At 43.6% G+C, this 22,162-nt stretch carries 22 protein-coding genes; all 22 read left to right on the top strand.

Annotated features, from left to right (window positions below):
- Positions 1-145: 145 nt before the first annotated feature.
- The 22 genes from HQQ92_RS05535 (at position 146) to HQQ92_RS05640 (ending at position 21,993) form a co-directional block, all read left to right on the top strand.
- Complete coding sequence (locus HQQ92_RS05535) at positions 146-1,066, top strand: chemotaxis protein CheV (RefSeq protein ID WP_028761211.1); 921 nt, start codon at positions 146-148, stop codon at positions 1,064-1,066.
- A 100-nt stretch (positions 1,067-1,166) separates the two neighbouring features.
- Positions 1,167-2,006 carry a protein-glutamate O-methyltransferase CheR gene (locus HQQ92_RS05540; RefSeq protein WP_168824478.1) on the top strand — a complete coding sequence of 280 codons (840 nt, stop codon included), beginning with the start codon at positions 1,167-1,169 and terminating at the stop codon, positions 2,004-2,006.
- A gap of 143 nt (positions 2,007-2,149) precedes the next feature.
- Complete coding sequence (flgB, locus tag HQQ92_RS05545) at positions 2,150-2,554, top strand: flagellar basal body rod protein FlgB (RefSeq protein ID WP_113939454.1); 405 nt, start codon at positions 2,150-2,152, stop codon at positions 2,552-2,554.
- A 2-nt stretch (positions 2,555-2,556) separates the two neighbouring features.
- Positions 2,557-2,973, top strand: coding sequence for a flagellar basal body rod protein FlgC (gene flgC, locus HQQ92_RS05550; RefSeq protein ID WP_006085646.1), 417 nt, complete (start codon positions 2,557-2,559; stop codon positions 2,971-2,973).
- A 24-nt stretch (positions 2,974-2,997) separates the two neighbouring features.
- A complete protein-coding gene (gene flgD / locus HQQ92_RS05555) occupies positions 2,998-3,768 on the top strand; it encodes a flagellar hook assembly protein FlgD (RefSeq protein ID WP_105251928.1) in 771 nt (256 codons plus the stop codon).
- 82 nt (positions 3,769-3,850) lie between these two features.
- Positions 3,851-5,212, top strand: a complete 1,362-nt coding sequence (flgE, locus tag HQQ92_RS05560) for a flagellar hook protein FlgE (protein ID WP_028761207.1) — start codon at positions 3,851-3,853, stop codon at positions 5,210-5,212.
- A 173-nt stretch (positions 5,213-5,385) separates the two neighbouring features.
- A complete protein-coding gene (gene flgF / locus HQQ92_RS05565; protein WP_173243780.1) occupies positions 5,386-6,129 on the top strand; it encodes a flagellar basal-body rod protein FlgF in 744 nt (247 codons plus the stop codon).
- Positions 6,130-6,139: 10 nt separating this feature from the next.
- Entirely contained in the window at positions 6,140-6,928 is a 789-nt protein-coding gene (flgG, locus tag HQQ92_RS05570) for a flagellar basal-body rod protein FlgG (RefSeq protein ID WP_028761205.1), read from the top strand.
- Between the two features lie 11 nt (positions 6,929-6,939).
- Entirely contained in the window at positions 6,940-7,614 is a 675-nt protein-coding gene (gene flgH, locus HQQ92_RS05575) for a flagellar basal body L-ring protein FlgH (RefSeq protein WP_028761204.1), read from the top strand.
- Positions 7,615-7,625: 11 nt separating this feature from the next.
- Entirely contained in the window at positions 7,626-8,717 is a 1,092-nt protein-coding gene (locus HQQ92_RS05580) for a flagellar basal body P-ring protein FlgI (protein ID WP_028761203.1), read from the top strand.
- A gap of 17 nt (positions 8,718-8,734) precedes the next feature.
- A complete protein-coding gene (gene flgJ / locus HQQ92_RS05585) occupies positions 8,735-9,877 on the top strand; it encodes a flagellar assembly peptidoglycan hydrolase FlgJ (protein WP_028761202.1) in 1,143 nt (380 codons plus the stop codon).
- A 40-nt stretch (positions 9,878-9,917) separates the two neighbouring features.
- Positions 9,918-11,843 carry a flagellar hook-associated protein FlgK gene (gene flgK / locus HQQ92_RS05590; RefSeq protein ID WP_028761201.1) on the top strand — a complete coding sequence of 642 codons (1,926 nt, stop codon included), beginning with the start codon at positions 9,918-9,920 and terminating at the stop codon, positions 11,841-11,843.
- An 11-nt stretch (positions 11,844-11,854) separates the two neighbouring features.
- Positions 11,855-13,066: a flagellar hook-associated protein FlgL gene (gene flgL, locus HQQ92_RS05595; RefSeq protein ID WP_173243783.1), complete on the top strand. Its 1,212-nt coding sequence runs from the start codon at positions 11,855-11,857 to the stop codon at positions 13,064-13,066.
- A gap of 94 nt (positions 13,067-13,160) precedes the next feature.
- Complete coding sequence (locus tag HQQ92_RS05600) at positions 13,161-13,982, top strand: flagellin (protein ID WP_028761199.1); 822 nt, start codon at positions 13,161-13,163, stop codon at positions 13,980-13,982.
- A gap of 253 nt (positions 13,983-14,235) precedes the next feature.
- Entirely contained in the window at positions 14,236-15,054 is an 819-nt protein-coding gene (locus HQQ92_RS05605; RefSeq protein WP_028761198.1) for a flagellin, read from the top strand.
- A gap of 140 nt (positions 15,055-15,194) precedes the next feature.
- Entirely contained in the window at positions 15,195-15,572 is a 378-nt protein-coding gene (locus HQQ92_RS05610) for a flagellar protein FlaG (RefSeq protein ID WP_028761197.1), read from the top strand.
- Positions 15,573-15,605: 33 nt separating this feature from the next.
- Positions 15,606-16,976 (top strand): flagellar filament capping protein FliD, encoded by a 1,371-nt coding sequence (gene fliD, locus HQQ92_RS05615; protein ID WP_173243786.1) that lies wholly within the window; start codon positions 15,606-15,608, stop codon positions 16,974-16,976.
- A gap of 30 nt (positions 16,977-17,006) precedes the next feature.
- Positions 17,007-17,327, top strand: coding sequence for a flagella biosynthesis chaperone for FliD, FliT (locus tag HQQ92_RS05620; RefSeq protein ID WP_173243789.1), 321 nt, complete (start codon positions 17,007-17,009; stop codon positions 17,325-17,327).
- A gap of 6 nt (positions 17,328-17,333) precedes the next feature.
- Positions 17,334-17,744: a flagellar export chaperone FliS gene (gene fliS, locus HQQ92_RS05625; protein ID WP_028761195.1), complete on the top strand. Its 411-nt coding sequence runs from the start codon at positions 17,334-17,336 to the stop codon at positions 17,742-17,744.
- Between the two features lie 287 nt (positions 17,745-18,031).
- Entirely contained in the window at positions 18,032-19,465 is a 1,434-nt protein-coding gene (locus tag HQQ92_RS05630; protein WP_105251936.1) for a sigma-54 dependent transcriptional regulator, read from the top strand.
- A 109-nt stretch (positions 19,466-19,574) separates the two neighbouring features.
- On the top strand, positions 19,575-20,657 hold the full coding sequence (locus tag HQQ92_RS05635; RefSeq protein ID WP_173243792.1) for a PAS domain-containing sensor histidine kinase: 1,083 nt from the start codon (positions 19,575-19,577) through the stop codon (positions 20,655-20,657).
- Positions 20,650-21,993, top strand: coding sequence for a sigma-54 dependent transcriptional regulator (locus HQQ92_RS05640; RefSeq protein ID WP_173243795.1), 1,344 nt, complete (start codon positions 20,650-20,652; stop codon positions 21,991-21,993). The genes HQQ92_RS05635 and HQQ92_RS05640 overlap by 8 nt, the downstream gene beginning before the upstream one ends.
- Positions 21,994-22,162: the final 169 nt, after the last annotated feature.

The raw sequence follows: 22,162 nt of genomic DNA on the forward strand, positions 1-22,162 counted from the left end.
ACCACTGTAATAATAATTTGCATCACTGTCAGAAGATTGACTCAGTTTCGACTATGTTTATCGATAGATAAGACGTAAGCAATTAATATGCCTATACTCAACTGAGTTATAGGGCCGAACATAAACAGAACAACAAGGCAGAGTTATGTCGAGTATTCTTGATTCAGTCAACAAACGAACCCAGCTCGTTGGACAAAACCGTTTAGAATTGCTGCTTTTTAAATTAAACGGTCGTCAACGGTTTGGGATTAACGTGTTTAAGGTGAAAGAAGTACTGCAGTGTCCACCACTGACCACTTTGCCTAAACTTAATCCTTATGTGAAGGGTGTTGCTCATATTCGTGGAACAACCATTTCAGTGATTGATTTGAGTGCGGCAACAGGGGGAAAACCTTTAGCGAGCACTGAAAACTGTTTCATCATTATTTCTGAATATAACCGCAGTGTTCAAGGCTTCTTGGTCAGTTCTGTTGAGCGGATCATCAACATGAATTGGGAAGCGATTATGCCTCCGCCGCAAGGTGCTGGTCGTTATTCTTATCTGACAGCTGTGACTGAAATTGAAGGTGAATTAGTTGAAATTCTCGATGTGGAAAAAATCTTAGATGAGATTTCACCGGTTAAAACGGCTATCAGTGAAGAAGCCAATGAAAAACTGACCCTCGACAGAACTCAGCATTACCATATTATGGTTATTGATGATTCTGCCGTGGCGCGTAAACAAATTATTCGTTCACTCGAGTCATTGAATTTACAAATTGATACCGCAAAAGATGGTCGTGAAGCATTAGACAAGCTTAAAGAGATCGCCAAAGAGATGGATAATGTGGCCGATGAGATCCCCCTCATTATCTCTGATATTGAGATGCCTGAAATGGATGGCTACACCCTGACCGCTGAAATCCGAGATGATCCTAAGCTTAAGCATATTAAAGTGGTACTGCATACTTCGTTAAGTGGTGTATTCAATCAGGCAATGGTTCAAAAAGTGGGGGCTAATGACTTTATCGCTAAGTTTAATCCCGACGAACTGGCCGCTGCTGTGAATAAGCATTTAAGTTTGTAATTGCTGTCGGTTAGTACCTAGATACGCTTTACGCTATAATCTCGACTTTATAACATGATGGTTTCGCACTGATTTTGGTGCTTGCTATAGGATTTAGGATGTGAATGTGCCAAATAAATCACTCGCTGAGGCTGAATATAATCAATTTAGGTTGTTCTTAGAGCAACACAGCGGCATCGTACTGGGTGAAAATAAGCAATATCTTGTGCGCAGTCGTCTTGCTCCTTTGATGGGCAAATATAACCTGCCATCCTTATCTGATGTGGTTAAGCATTCGATGAAGCCTACTGAGCGTGCGCTCAGAGCTGAAGTGATCGATGCTATGACGACCAATGAAACCCTTTGGTTCCGTGATCGTTATCCATTTGAGTTGTTGAATAATGTCCTACTACCTGAATACAGTCGTCTGGGGCGTCCACTTAAAATTTGGTCTGCGGCTTGCTCGTCAGGCCAAGAGCCGTACTCATTGGCTATGACTATTCTTGAGTATCAACAGAAGAAGCCTGGTGCCTTGGCTGGTAGTGCTTCGATTCAAGCAACGGATCTATCTCCTTCCATGTTGGAACGCTGCAAAAATGCCGAGTACGATAGTTTGGCATTAGCGCGTGGTTTATCTGAAGAACGTAAGCGTCAGTTTTTTGATGCATTACCTTCAGGTAATATGAAGTTAAAGGATAATGTGAAGCGGTTGGTGAACTTTAGAGCGCATAATTTGCTTGAGAGTTATAGTCTGCTTGGCAAGTTCGACATTATCTTTTGCCGCAATGTGCTGATTTATTTTGCACCAGAGGCAAAGGCAAAAATTTTGCGGCAATTCGCTGCCGCTCTCAATCCCAAAGGAATTTTATTTCTCGGTGCATCAGAATCTATCGCTGGTTTAACGGACGAGTTTGATATGGTTCGTTGTAACCCTGGCATTTATTACCAGAAAAAGACTTAACTCAGCCGCTCTAAAGAAAATTACCGACAATTGTCGGTAATTTTTTACCCATCACTTGCTCATCCTTGTTGTTATTCTCAAAATTTTCCTGATGTTGGCACATGAATTGCTTTATTTTCGTGAGAACACGAGGAGGCAATTTTATGGCGATCAATTTTGATAATGCACTGGGTGTGCATCAATACACTCTCGGTATTAGAGCGCAGCGGGCTGAAGTCATTTCAAGCAATATCGCTAACGCAGATACGCCACATTACAAAGCCCGCGATGTTGATTTTTCTGCGGCAATGCAGGCCGCTCGAGGCCAACAGCAGCAGCGAAATAGTCTTGAAATGCAAGAGCCAGATAAGCATTTTGGGCTTGCGGAGTTGACTGGGCAATTTGTTAAGTTCCGTGTGCCAAATCAACCCGATACCGGTGATGGTAATACTGTTGATATCCAACAGGAACAATCGGCATTCATGCAAAATGCACTTGAATATCAAATGTCGCTAGGTTTTTTAGATAGTAAGTTTAGTGGCATGAAGAAAGCGTTGAGAGGGGATTAATCATGAGTTTATTTAGCATATTTGATGTTGCTGGCTCGGGAATGTCTGCTCAATCGGTCAGGCTAAACACCACCGCGAGCAACATAGCCAACGCGGATTCCGTCTCGAGTAGTGTAGATAAGACCTATCGTTCCCGTCATCCCATTTTTGAAGCCGAAATGGCTAAAGCCCAAAGTCAGCAACAAGCTTCTCAAGGCGTTGCAGTAAAAGGCATTGTAGAAAGTGATAAACCACTACTGAAAGAATACTCGCCCGATCATCCTATGGCGGATGCGGACGGCTTTATTTATAAACCGAATGTTAATGTTATGGAAGAAATGGCAGATATGATTTCTGCTTCGCGCTCATATCAAATGAATGTTCAAGTCGCTGAAGCAGCTAAGTCTATGCTGCAACAAACACTTGGGATGGGTAAATAACATGTGTTACTTAGGAGGTAAGCTGTGAGCCTCATTAATCAAATTAACCAAGCGTCGGCGCAGACGGCTCAAAATAAGAGTCAGCCAAATGCCGTTACGACGAATTCATCAACCAGTTCAACGGGTAATCCGTTTCTTGACGGCATACGTTTGCCAAAAGAGTCAATAGTACCGGAAGCCAAAAGCCAGCAGTTAACTCAAGATGACTTTTTCTCGTTATTAAGCCAACAGTTATCGATGCAAGATCCCTTTAAGCCCGTCGACAACGACCAAATGATTGCACAGATGGCATCATTCTCGACGGTTGATGGTATTACTAAGTTGAATAAGGAAATCGTTAATTTAAACGGTGTTATGACATCAAGCCAAGCATTACAGGCATCAGGACTTGTTGGTCGCAAGGTGTTGATCCCAACTGATACAGGTAACATTTCAGCTGAAAGCCCAACAATAAAAGGTGTGATTAGCACGCCAGCTAAAATTCCTGAAGTTACTGTACGTGTTGAGGATGAGAAAGGCCAAGTTGTGACCACCTTTAAAGTTGATGGTAGTAAGGGGGGCAATGTCGATGTTAACTGGGATGGCCTCGATAAAGATGGAAAACCTGTAACCGCAGGTAACTATACGATCAAGGCGAGTGGTTTAGTGGATGGGAAATCCCAAGAATTGCCAGTCTCGACCTATGCTCATGTGACCAGCGTTTCTCTCGGTACGGCCAGTACTGGCGCGATTCTTAACTTGAGAGGCGGTATGGGCATCAAGTTAACCGATGTGTTAGCTGTGTCTGAAACCTAAGCTTGTATAAAAGAATTTTTGCAGCATCCGAATTGGGCGTAAATCGCTCATAAATGAATTGAGTCAAGTGTAGAGGTGAATTATGTCGTTTAACATTGCATTGAGTGGCATTTCTGCCGCGCAGAAAGATTTAAACACTACGGCGAATAACATTGCTAATGCGAACACCATTGGCTTTAAAGAATCCCGTGCTGAATTTGCGGATGTTTACGCTAATTCTATTTTTTCAAATGCTAAAACTGCTGTCGGTGGTGGTGTTGCTACGAGTCAAGTGGCACAGCAATTCCATCAAGGTAGCTTACAGTTGACGAATAACTCCCTTGATATGGCGATTAAAGGTGGCGGCTTTTTCGTTACAGCCTCTGAACTGGGTACATTAGACCACTCGTTTACCCGTGCTGGAGCATTTAAGGTCGATAAAAATAATTACATGGTTGATTCTGCTGGTAATTATTTGCAAACTTTCCCAGTGGATAAAGATGGGAACTCAACATCAGTGAGTTTAACGACGGCTAAGCCGGTACAAATACCAGACACTGCAGGTAGCCCTGTAAAGACTGAGAATGTTACTTTACAAATGAACTTAAATGCTAAGGAAAGTGCACTCGACCCGGCGGCATTCGATCCTCTAGATGCAAAAACCTACAATAACGTGACATCAATGACAATTTATGACTCACTCGGTGAGCCACATATTATGACCACTTATTTTGTTAAGCCCAAAGATGGTTCGTACAATGGTGAGAACAATTGGGTGGCTTACTATGCTGTTGATGGAAAACAAGTCGATCTAGCCGGTCCTGCTGGTACTTATCAAACAGATACCACCGGCGATGGTACACCTGATGCAACGGGCACGGCTCAAACTGCTGGTGGTTGGAAAGGCTCTGTACTCAAGTTCAATTCTGTTGGTGTCTACACTGGTAGTGATCCTGCTATAGTCAAGACTGAGGCTTTGGGCGTCAGTGGTGCGGGTGTTTTAGGGCCTGGTGCCGATGGTACTCAAGAGTTGACTGTGAAGTTTAATGCCCCAACGCAATATGCTGCTCCTTTTGGTGCAACTGAGTTGACGCAAGATGGTACGACTGTAGGTCGCTTAACTAACGTTGAAATCGGCGAAGATGGTTTAGTGACCGCGAGTTATTCTAATGGTTCAACCGTGCCTTTAGCACGGGTTGCTTTAGTTCGTTTTGCTAACGAACAAGGTTTAACGCAAGTGGGTAATACGTCGTGGAAAGCCAGTTTAGCTTCAGGTCCAGCGTTAGCGGGTGAGGCAAATAGTGGAACTTTTGGTAGCATCAGTTCATCGGCGTTAGAGCAATCGAACATCGATTTAACGACTGAACTGGTCGATTTAATTTCGGCGCAGCGTAACTTCCAAGCGAACTCTCGTACGCTTGAAGTGAATAACACGCTGCAACAAACCGTATTACAAATCCGCTAATCATTACTTTATTTAACTAAGTGTTGCCGCCAGTGGCAACACTTAGCCTTTATCCTGCCGTCAAATCACTTCATTTTCATATTTTTCAATTCTATCAGTAAATTAAACGTTATTTTTTGTTGGCATGATGCTTGCTTGGATATTGTCATGTAGAAAATTTGACGGAGCAGTCTGTGGACAAATTCCTTTATGTCGCCATGAGTGGCGCTAAGCAAAATATGAATGAGCTGGCACTCCGTGCGAACAACTTAGCCAATGCTAATACCGATGGTTTTAAATCAGATATGGCGCAGGCCAGATCGATGCAAGCCTTCGGTGAAGGGTTGCCTTCAAGGGTGTTTGCGATGACAGAATCTCCGTCAGCTAATTTTCGCTCTGGTCCGATAAAAACCACTGGACGGGATCTCGATGTTGCCATTAAAGGCGATGGCTGGTTTGCCGTTCAGGCGAAAGATGGCAGTGAAGCTTATACCCGTTCAGGTAGTCTCAGTTTCGATGCGACGGGCATGTTGTATAACGACAGAGGCAATCCCGTGATGGGGGACGCTGGCCCGATAGTGCTGCCATTACCTATTGATAAAGTGTCAATTTCACAGGATGGCATAGTGTCTGTTCGCCCTCAGGGGGCGACTGCTGAAGTGATAGAAGAAGTGGCTAGATTGAAGTTAGTTAATCCCGGCAATACGCAGATGATGCGTGGTGAAGATGGATTATTTCGACAAATGTCAGGCGAACCAGCACCAGCTGACCCTTTCGTCGCAGTTGAAAGTGGTGCCGTAGAGGGCAGTAACGTTAACCCTGTTGATGAAATGGTGTCTTTGATTGATCTTCAGCGCCAGTTTGAATTGCAAGTCAAGATGATGAAAACCGCGGAAGAGAATGATCGCGCTTCATCTTCATTAATGCGTATTAGTTAGGAGATAGATTATGCATCCGGCGTTATGGATTAGTAAAACTGGCTTAGACGCACAGCAAACTGATATTTCAGTGATTTCAAACAACGTAGCGAACGCTAGCACTGTGGGCTACAAAAAAAGCCGCGCAGTATTTGAAGATTTACTCTATCAAACAGTTAACCAAGCAGGTGGTGTTAGTGCATCTAACACTAAGCTACCCAACGGATTAAACATAGGTGCGGGTACGAAAGTCGTCGCCACTCAAAAAATGTTTACTCAGGGTAATATGCTGACGACGGATAACTCACTGGATCTCATGATTGAAGGTCCTGGATTTTTTGAAATCCAGCTCCCTGATGGAACCACTGCTTATACTCGAAATGGTCAGTTTACCTTAGACGATACGGGTCAGATTGTGACGCCAGGTTCTGGCTATTTGCTACAACCCGCGATCACTATTCCTGATAATGCGACCAGTATTACCGTTTCAGCAGAGGGTGAAGTTTCAGTAAAAACGCCGGGTACCGCTGAGAACCAAGTCGTGGGTCAGTTGACTATGACGGATTTTATTAATCCATCGGGTCTAGATCCTATGGGACAAAACTTATATACGGAAACTGGTGCGAGCGGCACGCCCATTCAAGGTACCGCTTCGTTAGATGGCATGGGAGCGATTCGTCAAGGCGCCTTAGAAACCTCTAACGTTAACGTGACCGAGGAACTGGTGAACCTTATCGAAAGTCAGCGCATTTACGAGATGAACTCTAAAGTGATTTCAGCGGTAGATCAGATGCTGTCTTATGTGACTCAGAATTTATAGAGGCAAACATCATGGCTAGATATCTTGTGTTGGCCGTCGCGTTATTGCTTGCAGCCTGTAGCTCGACGCAAAAGAAACCCCTTGCGGATGATCCCTTTTACGCGCCGGTATACCCAGAGGCGCCGCCGACAAAAATTGCCGCAACTGGCTCTATTTATCAAGACAGTCAAGCATCTAGTTTGTATTCGGATATACGCGCCCACAAAGTCGGTGACATTATCACTATCGTATTGAAGGAATCGACTCAAGCTAAGAAGAGTGCAGGCAATCAGATCAAAAAAGGCTCAGATATGAGCTTAGATCCCATCTTTGCTGGTGGTAGTAATGTGTCCATTGGCGGAGTGCCAATTGATTTGCGTTACAAAGATAGCATGAACACTAAGCGTGAATCGGATGCGGATCAGAGCAATAGTCTAGATGGCAGCATCTCGGCAAACGTGATGCAAGTACTGAACAACGGCAGTTTAGTGATCCGTGGTGAAAAATGGATTTCAATTAATAATGGTGATGAGTTTATTCGTGTCACTGGTCTCGTTCGCTCGCAGGACATTAAACCCGATAACACTGTCGATTCAACGCGAATGGCTAATGCCCGTATCCAATACAGTGGCACAGGCACTTTCGCAGATGCTCAAAAAGTGGGCTGGTTAAGCCAGTTCTTTATGAGCGACTGGTGGCCCTTCTAAGGAGTCGTATCATGAAATATAAACTGGTGTTAGCCGTTGCCATGCTAGTGTTTTCTCTACCTAGTCAGGCTGAACGAATTAAAGATATTGCCAATGTGCAAGGTGTGCGTAGTAACCAGTTGATTGGTTATGGCTTAGTGGTCGGTTTACCGGGAACGGGGGAAAAAACCAGTTATACCGAGCAGACCTTTATGACTATGCTCAAAAACTTTGGGATTAATCTTCCTGACAACGTCAAACCGAAAATTAAAAACGTTGCAGTGGTAGCCGTACATGCGGATATGCCTGCCTTTATCAAACCTGGTCAAGATCTTGACGTGACGGTATCTAGTTTAGGTGAAGCCAAAAGCTTACGCGGTGGAACCTTATTACAGACCTTTTTGAAAGGGGTAGACGGTAATGTGTATGCGATTGCCCAAGGTAGTTTAGTGGTGAGTGGTTTTAGTGCCGATGGTTTAGATGGTTCAAAGGTGATTCAAAATACGCCAACTGTTGGTCGTATACCGAATGGCGCGATTGTTGAGCGTAGTGTAGCAACCCCATTTTCAACTGGCGATTATTTGACGTTTAACCTACGTCGTTCGGATTTCTCTACTGCGCAGCGCATGGCCGATGCGATCAATGATCTATTAGGTCCAGATATGGCGCGTCCTTTAGATGCGACGTCTGTTCAGGTAACGGCTCCACGTGATGTATCACAACGGGTCTCCTTTTTAGCAACGCTTGAAAACCTTGATGTTGTTCCCGCAGAGGAATCTGCCAAAGTGATTGTTAATTCACGTACTGGAACCATAGTGGTTGGGCAAAACGTACGCTTACTCCCTGCGGCGATTACCCATGGCGGCATGACTGTCACTATTGCGGAGGCGACACAGGTTTCGCAGCCTAACGCGTTGGCAAATGGTCAAACAACCGTCACGAGTAATAGTACGATTACAGCAACAGAAAGTGACCGCCGTATGTTTATGTTTAATCCAGGCACTACGCTGGATGAGCTGGTTAGAGCGGTTAACTTAGTCGGTGCAGCCCCTTCAGATGTGTTAGCAATACTTGAAGCATTAAAAGTGGCAGGAGCTTTGCATGGTGAACTTATCATCATCTAATTTCTGTCGGGAAAATCATGGAAAAGCTTTCAAGTTCATCACATTTTCTTGACCTGGGCGGGCTAGATTCACTCCGCGCCCAGGCTCAGAAAGATGAGAAGGGCGCCTTGAAAAAGGTTGCCCAACAATTTGAAGGTATTTTCGTGCAAATGCTGATGAAAAGTATGCGCGATGCCAATGCGGTTTTTCAGTCTGATAGTCCACTCAATAGCCAATACACTCAGTTTTACGAGCAGATGCGCGATCAGCAGTTATCGGTCGATTTATCTGACAAAGGTGTATTGGGCCTTGCCGATATGATGGTGCAGCAACTCTCTCCCGAAACAAGTCATTTCACGCCTGCATCGGTATTGCGTGACGATGGTGGCATGAAAATGCTCCACGACGATAAAGCGCTTAATGTGCCTATGCAGAGTTCAGCCGCTCCTGTGGTTGAACCCACAGTTGTAAATCATGGTGTGCCGGCTGCTATCGCTCGGCCTGTATTTGAACCGGATAGAGCTGAAGATGCCAATTCATCAATGGACATTGATGCGCCTAATCGTTCACTGGCTATCGATACGCCTAAGCCGAGCTGGAGTGAACAATCACTTTCAGTGGTAGAACCTGTGATTAGCGGCCAAGTTTTGCCGACGGCAGCATTTAGGGAAACCCAAAAAATTGTCAGGTTCGGTAGTCGAGAAGAATTTTTAGCGACCTTATATCCACATGCTGAAAAAGCCGCAAAAACATTAGGTACCCAACCAGAAGTATTATTGGCGCAATCGGCACTGGAAACTGGCTGGGGACAAAAAATCGTCCGCGGCAATAACGGTGCGCCGAGTCATAACCTATTCAACATTAAAGCTGATCGTCGTTGGTTAGGCGATAAGGCTAACGTCAGTACCCTAGAATTTGAGCACGGTGTTGCTGTTCAGCAAAAAGCTGATTTCCGAGTTTACAGTGATTTCGAGCATAGCTTTAACGATTTTGTGTCCTTCATTGCCGAAGGTGAACGTTATCAAGATGCGAAGAAAGTGGCCGCTTCCCCAACTCAATTCATCCGAGCTTTGCAGGATGCGGGTTATGCCACTGATCCTCGATACGCTGAAAAAGTCATTAAAGTGATGCAGTCGATCAGTGAAGAACTGAAATCAATTCTGCCAGGAGAAGACAAATGATGAATCTTACAACCCTGTTTGTTCATAGGAGTGTCAACTAATGGCCGTTGATCTACTGAATATAGCGCGAACAGGGGTGCTTGCCTCCCAGTCGCAACTGGGTGTTACCAGTAATAACATAGCTAACGCCAATACCGCTGGTTACCACAGACAAGTGGCAACCCAGTCGACTCTTGAATCGCAGCGTTTTGGTAGTAGTTTTTATGGCACAGGAACTTACGTTAATGACGTTAAGCGTATCTACAATGACTATGCCGCAAGAGAGTTACGCATTGGCCAAACAACGTTAAGCGCCGCCGAAGCCAGCTACGGTAAATTGAGTGAGTTAGATCAGCTGTTTTCACAGGTAGGTAAAGTTGTGCCACAAAGCTTAAATGACCTGTTTTCGGGGCTGAATAGTGTGGCTGATTTGCCTGCAGATTTGGGTATTCGGAGTTCGACCCTAACAAACGCACAGCAAGTTGCCAGCAGTCTTAATCAGATGCAGTCGTATTTGAATGGCCAGCTTAATCAGACCAATGACCAGATCACAGGTATGACTAAGCGTATCAATGAGATCAGTACAGAACTGGCAAATTTAAACCTAGAGTTAATGAAGTCGCCGAATCAGGATGCGCAGTTGCTTGATAAGCAAGATGCACTTGTTCAAGAGTTAAGCCAGTACGCTCAAGTGAATGTTATTCCATTAGAAAATGGTGCTAAGAGCGTAATGCTCGGTGGCTCAGTGATGTTGGTTTCTGGCGAAATTGCTATGACGATGGGAGTCCAAGCGGGTGATCCATTTCCGAATGAGCTCCAATTGACTTCAAGTATTGGTTCGCAAAGTGTCACTGTTGATCCGAGTAAACTTGGCGGTCAGTTAGGGGCCATTTTTGATTATCGTGATCAAACGTTAATTCCCGCGGGTCATGAGCTCGATCAATTAGCCTTGGGCGTGGCTGATAACTTCAATAAAATGCAAGCACAAGGTATTGACCTCAATGGGCAAGTTGGTGCCAATATCTTCAAAGATATCAACGATCCTATGATGTCTTTGGGCCGTGCAGCAGGTTTTTCTGGTAATACGGGTAATGCAACGTTAGGCGTCACCATAGATGACACCAGTTTATTAACTGGTGGTGCCTACGAACTGTCATTTACCGCGCCTGCAACTTATGAGCTGAGAGATTCGAAAACGGGGGCAATTACGCCACTGACGTTAACTGGCTCGACTTTATCGGGTGGATCTGGATTTTCAATTGACATAAAAGCGGGCGCTATGGCGTCTGGCGATCGTTTTGCGATTCGCCCGACAGCGGGTGCTTCAAATGGCATTGAAGTTGTCATGAAAGACCCTAAAGGCATTGCCGCCGCATCACCAAAGATTACCGCAGATGCCGCTAACTCTGGCAATACCCAAGTGAAGCTGACTCAAATTAGCAATCGCAATGCCGCAAATTTCCCTGTAACGGGCAGTGAGTTGACGATAAAGCTCGATACCACAGTTGTGCCTCCAACCTATGAAGCATTCGACGCCGCAGGAACATCCCTTGGGGCTGCAGCCCCTTATACGCCTCCGAGTATTAGCGCTTTTGGTTTTACCTTTGAAGTTGACAGCAAAGCGGCTGCAGGCAATGACAGATTTACCTTCGATTTATCCTTCGCAGAGGGGGATAACTCTAATGCTGTCGCTATGGCTAAGTTGAGCGAAAGTAAGGTGATGAATGGGGGAAAGTCGACCCTAGCTGATGTGTTCGAGAATACTAAGCTCGAGGTAGGCAGTAAAACGAAAGCGGCTGAAGTGCGTGTCGGTTCGGCAGAGGCCGTGTATCAACAAGCTTATGCGCGAGTAGAGAGTGAGTCGGGTGTGAACTTAGATGAAGAAGCAGCAAATTTAATGCGTTTTCAGCAAGCCTATCAAGCCTCTGCGCGGATCATGACGACTGCACAGCAGATTTTTGACACCTTATTATCCTCAGTGCGTTAGGAGATTTAACTATGCGATTATCATCCGCGCAGATTTTTAATCAAAGCATTACCAGTGTGCTGCAAAAGCAAACGGCGACCAGCAAAATTCTTGACCAATTGAGCAGTGGTAAGAAAGTCAATACTGCTGGTGATGATCCTGTGGCGTCACAGGGTATCGATAATCTGAATCAGAAAAATGCACTCGTCGATCAGTTTATGAAAAATATTGACTATGCGACAAATCGTCTTGCTGTGGCAGAAAGTAAACTCGGTAGTGCTGAAGATTTAACTGGCTCTATGCGTGAGCAAGTTATGCGAGCGATAAACGGCACACTCTCAGGAACTGAGCGGCAAATGATTGCCGAAGAGATGAAAGGCAGCTTAGAAGAATTGCTCTCTATTGCCAATAGTAAGGATGAATCTGGCAATTATATGTTCTCTGGTTTCAGTACCGATAAAGAACCTTTTGCTTTTGATAACTCGACGCCGCCTAAAATAGTGTATAGCGGCGATTCTGGCGTCAAAAATAGTTTAGTACAAACGGGTGTTGCCATGGGGACAAACATCCCTGGCGATAGCGCGTTTATGAAAGCACCCAATGGACTTGGTGATTATAGCGTCAATTATTTGGCCAGTCAGCAGGGGGAGTTTAGCGTTAAAACAGCAAAAATTGCTGATACTGCAACTTATGTTGCTGATACATATACATTTAACTTCACTGATAATGGTGCCGGTGGTACTAACTTGCAAGTGCTCGATTCTGCAAGTAATCCCGTCGCAAACGTAGCTAACTTCGATGCCACTAATCCCGTTAGTTTTAATGGTATAGAAGTTAAAATTGATGGAAAACCCAGCGCTGGCGATAGTTTCACCATGGAGCCGCAGGCCGAAGTCAGTATTTTCGATACGATCAGCAGTGCGATTGCATTAATTGAAGACCCTAATTCTGCCAATACTCCCCAAGGGCGAGCTCAGTTGGCACAGATATTGAATAACATCGATAGTGGCGTCAATCAAATTAGTTCTGCCAGAAGTGTGGCGGGGAATAATCTGAAAGTTGTCGAAAGTTACAAAGAGACTCATACCGAGGAGAAAGTGGTGAACTCATCAGCGCTATCACTCTTGGAAGATCTCGATTATGCATCAGCGATTACGGAATTTGAAAAGCAACAGCTTGCATTGAACGCAGTCTCTAGCGTGTTTAGTAAGGTGGGTTCTGTTTCCCTGTTCGACTTTATTTAACAGAAAGCAAGTACCTATCCATCTGTAAGATAAATTGTTAAAAATTTAGCCAAGCTCCAAGCCTTGGCGGTATAACTAGGAAGAGGAACTCAACATGGCTATTACAGTAAATACCAACGTGACTTCAATGAAGGCACAAAAGAATTTAAATACTTCCAGTAGCGGTTTAGCGACCTCAATGGAACGTTTATCCAGTGGTCTACGCATTAACAGTGCGAAAGACGACGCCGCTGGTCTAGCCATTTCTAACCGCTTGAACAGCCAAGTGCGCGGTTTAGATGTGGGTATGCGTAACGCAAATGATGCGATTTCAATTGCCCAAATTGCCGAAGGTGCGATGCAAGAGCAAACCAATATGTTGCAGCGTATGCGTGATTTGACTGTTCAAGCAGAAAACGGTGCGAATAGCACTGATGACTTGACTGCATTGCAAAAAGAGATGGATCAATTAGCAGAGGAAATTACTGCTATAGGTGATAGTACGGCGTTTGGTAATACCAAATTAATGACTGGTGGCTTTTCTGCGGGTAAAACCTTCCAAGTAGGGCACCAAGAAGCTGAGGATGTCACTATTTCGGTAGGGACAACTAATGCTGCAAGTTTATCTGTTAATTCGCTATCCGTAGCGACTTCTGCTGGTCGTTCAACTGCACTCGCGAATATTGATGCTGCCATTAAAACAATTGACAATCAACGAGCCAATTTAGGTGCGAAGCAAAACCGTTTGGCCTATAACATTAGTAACAGTGCTAATACTCAAGCCAACGTTGCTGATGCTAAGAGTCGTATCGTGGATGTCGATTTTGCGAAGGAAACTTCAGTTATGACTAAGAACCAAGTGTTACAACAAACGGGTTCTGCAATGCTTGCACAGGCTAACCAGTTACCTCAAGTTGCATTATCTCTTCTTGGTTAATGTTATTTGCGTGATGTTATATGAAGCACTTTTGCCTACTTGTTCTAGAATTATCTAGAAAAGTAGGCAAAGTTTTATAGGAGTTGATATTTATGTTTATGATAATTAGAGTTATTTTTTAAAATCAAGATATTTTAAAAAATAACTCTAAAGTTAAAAAAGATGCTGCCGTTAAATATACTGTAACCACTAAGACCCGCCTGGCTTAAGTAGACAGGCAAGTTCACAAGCCAGGTATAAAGAGGAAACGATCATGGCCATTACAGTAAACACAAACGTCACTTCATTAAAAGCTCAAAAGAATTTAAATACTTCCGCAGGCGGTTTGGCCACATCTATGGAACGTTTATCCAGTGGTCTGCGTATTAACAGTGCCAAAGATGACGCTGCTGGTTTAGCGATATCTAACCGACTAAACAGCCAAGTGCGTGGCCTTGATGTTGGCATGCGCAATGCTAACGATGCCATTTCAATCGCCCAGATTTCTGAAGGTGCGATGCAAGAACAGACTAACATGCTTCAACGTATGCGTGATTTGACAGTACAAGCAGAGAATGGTTCTAACAGTACTGATGATTTGACAGCATTGCAAAGCGAAATTGATGAACTGGCATTAGAAATTACAGCAATCGGTGATACAACTGCATTTGGTAGCACAAAATTACTGAATGGTGATTTCTCCGCAGGTAAGACCTTCCAAGTCGGACACCAAGAAGGCGAAGACATTACGATTTCAGTAAAAGCAACGAATGCTGGTGCGTTATCTGTTAATAGTTTGTCGGTTGCAAGTTCAGCTGGCCGTTCAACTGCACTCGCTGCGATTGATGCTGCCATTAAAACGATTGATAGTCAGCGTGCTAACTTAGGTGCTAAACAAAACCGTCTAGCATACAACATCAGTAACAGTGCTAATACTCAAGCAAACGTTGCTGATGCGAAGAGCCGAATTGTTGATGTGGATTTTGCGAAAGAAACATCACAAATGACCAAGAACCAAGTGTTGCAACAAACGGGTTCTGCAATGTTGGCCCAAGCCAACCAGTTACCTCAAGTGGCCTTGTCACTGCTGTAGTTTAAAGCAGAATAGTGAGAAAGTGATAAGGGAGGTTCGGTGACGGATCTCCCTTTGCCACTTTAAAGGTTAATGTAGTTTTATAGGGTAATTTTAATGTAACCATTTAAAGTTATTACTAAATTTGCTGAGGTATGGCTATGGATATCAATATAGCAAGTTCACCTTCTATGCTTCACAGTAAGGTTGATTTAGCTCAAACGCCGCTAAAAGCATCTGCTCCAGATGCTGAATTAAAGCGAAATACGGCTATTGAACAAGCTGTGGAACAAGATGTAACGAAAAATGAACAGAATCCAAGTAAGCTGGCTCAAGTTGCCACAGAGTTGTCTGATATGATGTCTATGATGCGTAAAGGTTTAGCATTTAAGGTTGATGAGAACTCTGGACAAGCTGTTGTGACTGTACTTGACCGAGATACTGGTGATGTGATTAGACAAATGCCGAGTGAAGAAGCATTAGCCTTGGCAGAAAAACTATCAGAAGTCACAGGGCTTTTGATGAAAACAGAAGCATAAATATTTGTAAGTACGTTTGATTGAGAGGTCTATATGGCATTAACAGCAACAGGCATGGGATCTGGCCTTAAAATTAGTGAAATTGTGCAAGTTTTAGTTGATGCCGAAAAAACACCGAAAGAAGCGATGTTTAATAAAACGGAAGACAGCATCAAAGCAAAAGTTTCTGCTATGGGAACCTTAAAAAGTGCGTTGTCTACGTTTCAAGATGCCTTAAAAAAACTTCAAACTGGCGATGCCCTCAATCTGCGTAAGGTTTCTGTTAGTAATCAAACTTATTTGTCAGCAACAACAGACAAAACCGCACAAGCGGGTAGCTATGGTATTAAAGTTGAGCAACTTGCGGTAAATCATAAAATTGCTGGAAAAAACGTTGCAGATCCTGGATTACCTGTAGGTGAAGGGAGCCTTGATTTTGGTATCAATGGTAAGAATTTCTCCATTGATGTTTCGGCTACCGATTCACTTGCTGCGATTGCTAAAAAAGTTAATGAATCCCCAGATAACGCGGGCGTAACTGCAACCGTTATTACCAGTGATGCAGGCAGTCGATTGGTTTTTAGTTCAGATAAGTCAGGTGAAGACAATCAAATTAGTATTACAGCTAATGACACGACTGGAACTGGACTCAATGATATGTTCGGTGCTGGTAATATCTCCACGCTTCAAGATGCTAAAAATGCAGTTGTTTATATCGATAATCAGAAAGTTACCTCGCAAACTAATGAAGTTAAAAATGCTATTGCAGGGGTGACGTTAAACTTAACTGATGCTGATGTTTCTAAGACGACTACGTTAAAAATTGAACAAGATGATGATGCAGTAAAGACAAATGTGAAAGCTTTTGTCGATGCCTACAATAGTTTAGCGACTGCAGTTGATAAAATGTCGTCTTATGATAAAGAGAAAAAAACAGCAGCTGCATTACAGGGCGACTCTATGATCCGTTCTATAGAATCGCAACTCCGAAGTATATCGAGTGAACGAGTGCCAACTGATAGCGGCAGTTCGATAGCATTATATGATATTGGTATAAAAACAGATAGATATGGTAAGTTGTCTGTCGATGATACTAAACTTAATAAAGTCATCTCTGAAGATATGGCCAGTGTTGAGGCATTATTCTCGACACCAGATAAAGGGCTTGCTAATCGCTTTAATGATCTTGCAGATAGTTATGTCAAGTCTCGAGGATTAATTGCGTCACGTCAAACCGGATATACTAATCAACAAAGCCAGCTTACAGATAGAAGAGAAGCTTTCACGCTTAAAATGGATCAACTAACAGCCCGTTTAACGAAGCAATTTAATGCGATGGATCTTGTCGTTGGAAAACTAAATCAGCAGAGCAGTGGTCTTGTTGATCGTTTGAATTCGCTTCCTGGAGCTGTTAAAAAACGATAGTGAAATTATAAATGAGTAAGGGGAGTATAAGTGAAACAACTCGATGAGCTTAATGTCCTTTTGAGTGAAAATTTAAATAAACTGACTCAGCTTCCTGCTGAAGAGCCTCAATCTGACGAGTTGGTGTCGAACTTGCACGTACTGGTTGGAGAGCGTCAAATTTTACTCAATGTATTAGTGGCTGATGCTAATATGACAGATGTTGATTATCTTCAACATCAGCTTGAACTTACTCAAGAGTACACAAGTAAAGCAAGTGTTGTTATGGCAGATAGGCAAGCATTATTACATGCAGGTAATAAGAATAAGCGCCAGATTAGTGTTTATGAGACTATAGATTTAAACAGGTAGGTGTTTATGAGAGGATCACTGCAATCGTATCGTAAGGTGTCTTTAGAGAGTGAAATTACTGTTGCGTCACCACATCGTATTATTCAGCTTATGTTTGCGGGGGCACTGCAACGTTTAGCACAAAGTCGTCTTGCGATTGAACAAAATGACTTGTCTAATAAAGGTATGTACATTGGCAAAGCTATTGGGATTATTACTGGTTTAAACAATAGCCTAGATATGGATGCTGGTGGCCAGATAGCCAGAAATTTGAGTGATTTATATGACTTTATGTTGCGTAGAATTTCTGAAGCTAACGTAAATAATGATGTGAAAGCGATTGATGATGTATGTGATATTTTACGTACTATCAAAGAAGGTTGGGATGCAATTCCTGCAGATAAACATAATATTTCTGCGCATTCTGAAGCGGGTTAATATCTTATTTCGTTATTAAAAATAGACGCACTGGTTGCGTCTTTTTTTTGGCTTAAAGTCAAAGTATTGACGTTTTAGACTAGAATCATGATGTAAATGAACTAAAATCAATTCAGTTTGGCATAAACCTCATCTGAGGCTTGCTTCTCGTCTGCTGATAATACAATATTCATCACAAGTAGTGATGGTGGCACAGATTGTTACATTGAATTTGTTAAGCTTTTACAGCAACTAATCATAAATAATTAATGCGAATTAATACATATTAGAGCTTTACGGCCTACTGAATGATGCAAACAGATCAACGAATTTTACTTATCGGCCCTCCATCAGAGCGATTAAATCGCCTGTGTTGCATTTTGGATTTTTTAGGTGAGCAATTTGTACAAATTGACACCGAAAAATTAAGTGCTAGCCTCCAAGATACCCGTTTTCGAGCTTTAGTTATCCTAACTGATGTTATGGATGCTGATGGGCTTAAAAACATCGCAGGTCAACATCCATGGCAACCTATGTTGTTGCTTGGCAATGTTGACGATCTGCAAGTGTCTAATATTCTTGGACATATAGAAGAACCTTTAACGTATCCTCAGCTCACTGAATTATTACACTTTTGCCAAGTATTCGGTCAAGTTAAACGGCCTCAAGTCCCTACTAGTGCGAATCAAACAAAGTTATTCCGAAGCTTAGTGGGACGCAGTGATGGTATTGCGAATGTGAGACACTTGATAAATCAAGTAGCAACATCTGAGGCAACTGTGCTTGTTCTGGGTCAATCAGGTACAGGTAAAGAAGTGGTCGCCCGTAATATCCATTATTTGTCTGAGCGCCGTGATGGTCCGTTTATCCCTGTTAACTGTGGTGCGATACCGCCTGAGTTATTAGAGAGTGAGCTATTTGGTCATGAGAAAGGGTCATTTACTGGGGCAATCTGTTCTCGTAAAGGCCGTTTTGAATTAGCTGAAGGTGGTACACTATTTCTCGATGAAATAGGAGACATGCCACTACAAATGCAAGTTAAATTACTCCGTGTGCTGCAAGAGCGGGTATTTGAGCGCGTTGGTGGTACTAAGACAATTAATGCTGATGTACGCGTAGTTGCTGCGACACATAGAGATTTAGAAACCATGATCAGCGTTAATGAGTTCCGTGAGGATCTTTATTACCGCCTAAACGTATTCCCGATTGAAATGCCCGCGTTGTGTGATCGCAAGGACGATGTGCCTTTGCTATTACAAGAGTTAGTTAGCCGAGTCTATAACGAAGGCCGTGGTAAGGTGCGTTTTACGCAGCGTGCGATAGAGTCGCTGAAAGAACATGCTTGGTCGGGCAACGTGCGCGAGCTGTCTAATTTAGTCGAACGCCTCACCATTTTATATCCGGGTGGACTGGTCGATGTTAACGATTTACCTGTCAAATATCGCCATATCGATGTGCCCGAATATTGTGTAGAGATGAGTGAAGAGCAACAGGAACGTGATGCTTTAGCTTCTATCTTTAGCGATGAAGAGCCGGTTGAAATCCCTGAAACGCGTTTCCCTAGTGAGCTGCCGCCTGAAGGTGTGAACCTTAAGGATTTGTTAGCAGAACTAGAAATAGACATGATACGTCAGGCGCTAGAGCTACAAGATAATGTTGTAGCTCGCGCTGCTGAAATGCTTGGAATACGCCGTACAACGCTTGTAGAAAAAATGCGTAAGTACGGAATGACAAAAGATTAGTTTTCTATTTTATTGTTATATAAGTTGTTTTAACCTCTAAAGCTCAATTTCCAATTTGGCATAGATACTGCAGTCACCCCGTCATAAGCAATTTTTTGACGGAGTGACTATGTCAGCCAACCCACTAGCGCAAATTGAGTCATTCAAGCACACTAGCAAACAATGGAACCAACTGCGTGAGGCCGCGAATATGTCCAATCGAATGGAGCATATTTTACAGGCTATGCCATCTGGCGTGGTGATTATCAATGGCGACGGTATAGTCACGGATGCCAATCCGGTTGCAGTTGAATTACTTGAGCGCTCCTTGTGTGGCGTTCGCTGGATTGATGTGATCCACAGTGCCTTTGCGCCACAGGACGATGATGGCCACGAAGTGTCACTGCGTAATGGCCGCCGCGTTAAGTTAGCGATAACACCACTCACGCCAGAGCCTGGTCAATTAATTGTGCTAACTGATCTGACTGAAACTCGGTTATTACAGAAAAATATCTCCCATTTACAACGTTTATCTGCACTGGGCAAGATGGTAGCAACTTTGGCTCATCAGGTGCGCACGCCTTTATCAGCCGCTTTGTTATATGCTTCAAATCTTGCGAGTCCTAAGTTATCCGATGCTGCTAAAGCGAAATTTCAACAAAAACTTGTTGATAGACTCAATGAACTCGAGCGGCAGGTTAACGACATGCTATTGATGGCTAAAGGTCGTCAGGATGAACTTGGAGATCTAATCTCATTGGCTGAGGTTATCGACAATGTTTTGGCAAATTGTGAGCCGATAGCGGCAAAGCAAGGCTGTGACTTGTCATTTTATGATGCATCAAGCAGCTCGATGTTAGCTAATTCTAATGCGTTAAGCTCGGCGATTAATAATTTAGTCATAAACAGCATAGAAGCCGGAGCCACTGAAATTCGTATCCAAGCGAAGGAAGAGGGCGAACGGTTGTTATTGGATGTCATCGATAATGGCAAAGGCTTAGACACCACTATGCAGCAGAAGGTATTTGAACCTTTCTTTACGACTAAGTCGCAGGGAACTGGGCTTGGGTTAGCCGTTGTGCAATCTGTGGTGCGCAATCATGGAGGACAACTGCAACTCAGTTGTTTACCGAATAAAGGCTGTACTGTGTCTTTAGTATTCCCACGGGCTAAATCCGCGGTGATATTACCTTTGGAGATTACCCATGTCTGAAGCAAAGTTATTGCTCGTTGAGGATGATGCTTCATTACGTGAAGCCTTGTTGGATACCTTAATGCTGGCTCAGTATGAGTGTGTTGATGTTGCCTCCGGTGAAGACGCTATTTTAGCCTTGAAACAACATCAGTTTGATTTAGTTATTAGCGATGTGCAGATGCAAGGTATTGGTGGTTTAGGTTTATTGAACTACCTGCAGCAGCATCATCCTAAGTTGCCAGTGCTGTTGATGACGGCCTACGCGACTATTGGTAGCGCGGTGAACGCTATAAAATTAGGCGCTGTTGATTATTTAGCCAAACCTTTTGCACCAGAAGTGTTACTCAATCAAGTCTCACGCTATTTGCCATTAAAACAAAATGTGGATCAGCCCGTCGTCGCTGATGAAAAAAGTTTAGCCTTATTAGCACTTGCTCAACGGGTTGCCGCCTCCGATGCCTCTGTCATGATCTTAGGTCCTAGCGGTTCGGGTAAAGAGGTTTTGGCCCGTTATATTCATCAACACAGTAGCCGTGCTAATCAAGCCTTTGTGGCCATTAACTGTGCCGCTATTCCTGAGAACATGCTCGAAGCCACCCTTTTTGGTTATGAAAAGGGTGCATTTACGGGGGCTTATCAAGCGTGTCCGGGGAAATTTGAGCAGGCTCAAGGTGGCACTTTGCTGCTCGATGAAATCTCTGAGATGGACTTAGGCTTACAAGCTAAGTTGTTGCGGGTTTTGCAAGAGCGTGAAGTTGAGCGTTTAGGTGGCCGTAAAACCATTAAATTGGATGTGCGCGTGCTTGCCACATCCAATCGTGATTTAAAGGCAGTGGTCGCAGCTGGCGGATTTAGGGAAGATCTCTACTACCGAATTAACGTATTTCCTTTAGCTTGGCCTGCGTTAAGTCAACGTCCTGCAGATATTTTACCTCTTGCGCGTCATTTACTGGCTAAACATGCTAAGGCATTGAATGTTGCCGATGTGCCTGAGTTGGATGAGAATGCGCGTCGACGTTTATTGAGTCATCGCTGGCCAGGGAACGTACGTGAACTCGACAATGTGATCCAGCGTGCTTTGATATTAAGAGCCGGTCAATTGATCACCGCCAATGACATTATTATCGATGCGCAGGATGTGATTTTAAGCGGTGAAGATCTAGAACCATTTTCTTCTGAGCCAGACGGTTTAGGTGAAGAGCTCAAAGCTCAAGAACATGTGATTATTTTAGAGACCCTTAATCAATGCCAAGGAAGTCGTAAGTTAGTCGCCGAAAAGCTAGGAATTAGCGCACGAACCCTAAGATACAAGATGGCAAGGATGCGTGATATGGGGATCCAACTGCCAAATTAGTCTATAAATTCAAGTTATCATCCCGCAGCCTCCACATTGAGTGTGAGGCTGTATTTATTAAAATACACAACCGTAAAAGTGGCTCATTTCATCCAAAATCCTTAGATATTGACATCTTCTTATCCCGTCAATTTATTATCAATCACGACCATCTGAAAACTTGGCCGTT

The sequence above is a fragment of the Shewanella sp. DC2-4 genome, assembly GCF_013248875.1.
In the GTDB taxonomy this organism is placed as follows: domain Bacteria; phylum Pseudomonadota; class Gammaproteobacteria; order Enterobacterales; family Shewanellaceae; genus Shewanella; species Shewanella oncorhynchi.

Coding starts and splice junctions, on each gene's coding strand:
- flgH (WP_028761204.1), top strand. CDS start 6,940: ATGGCTAGATATCTTGTGTTGGCCGTCGCGTTATTGCTTGCAGCCTGT.
- flgB (WP_113939454.1), top strand. CDS start 2,150: ATGGCGATCAATTTTGATAATGCACTGGGTGTGCATCAATACACTCTC.
- flgJ (WP_028761202.1), top strand. CDS start 8,735: ATGGAAAAGCTTTCAAGTTCATCACATTTTCTTGACCTGGGCGGGCTA.
- fliD (WP_173243786.1), top strand. CDS start 15,606: ATGGCATTAACAGCAACAGGCATGGGATCTGGCCTTAAAATTAGTGAA.
- HQQ92_RS05610 (WP_028761197.1), top strand. CDS start 15,195: ATGGATATCAATATAGCAAGTTCACCTTCTATGCTTCACAGTAAGGTT.
- flgG (WP_028761205.1), top strand. CDS start 6,140: ATGCATCCGGCGTTATGGATTAGTAAAACTGGCTTAGACGCACAGCAA.
- fliS (WP_028761195.1), top strand. CDS start 17,334: ATGAGAGGATCACTGCAATCGTATCGTAAGGTGTCTTTAGAGAGTGAA.
- HQQ92_RS05635 (WP_173243792.1), top strand. CDS start 19,575: ATGTCAGCCAACCCACTAGCGCAAATTGAGTCATTCAAGCACACTAGC.
- flgC (WP_006085646.1), top strand. CDS start 2,557: ATGAGTTTATTTAGCATATTTGATGTTGCTGGCTCGGGAATGTCTGCT.
- flgE (WP_028761207.1), top strand. CDS start 3,851: ATGTCGTTTAACATTGCATTGAGTGGCATTTCTGCCGCGCAGAAAGAT.
- HQQ92_RS05640 (WP_173243795.1), top strand. CDS start 20,650: ATGTCTGAAGCAAAGTTATTGCTCGTTGAGGATGATGCTTCATTACGT.
- HQQ92_RS05600 (WP_028761199.1), top strand. CDS start 13,161: ATGGCTATTACAGTAAATACCAACGTGACTTCAATGAAGGCACAAAAG.
- HQQ92_RS05630 (WP_105251936.1), top strand. CDS start 18,032: ATGATGCAAACAGATCAACGAATTTTACTTATCGGCCCTCCATCAGAG.
- flgK (WP_028761201.1), top strand. CDS start 9,918: ATGGCCGTTGATCTACTGAATATAGCGCGAACAGGGGTGCTTGCCTCC.
- HQQ92_RS05605 (WP_028761198.1), top strand. CDS start 14,236: ATGGCCATTACAGTAAACACAAACGTCACTTCATTAAAAGCTCAAAAG.
- HQQ92_RS05580 (WP_028761203.1), top strand. CDS start 7,626: ATGAAATATAAACTGGTGTTAGCCGTTGCCATGCTAGTGTTTTCTCTA.
- flgL (WP_173243783.1), top strand. CDS start 11,855: ATGCGATTATCATCCGCGCAGATTTTTAATCAAAGCATTACCAGTGTG.
- HQQ92_RS05535 (WP_028761211.1), top strand. CDS start 146: ATGTCGAGTATTCTTGATTCAGTCAACAAACGAACCCAGCTCGTTGGA.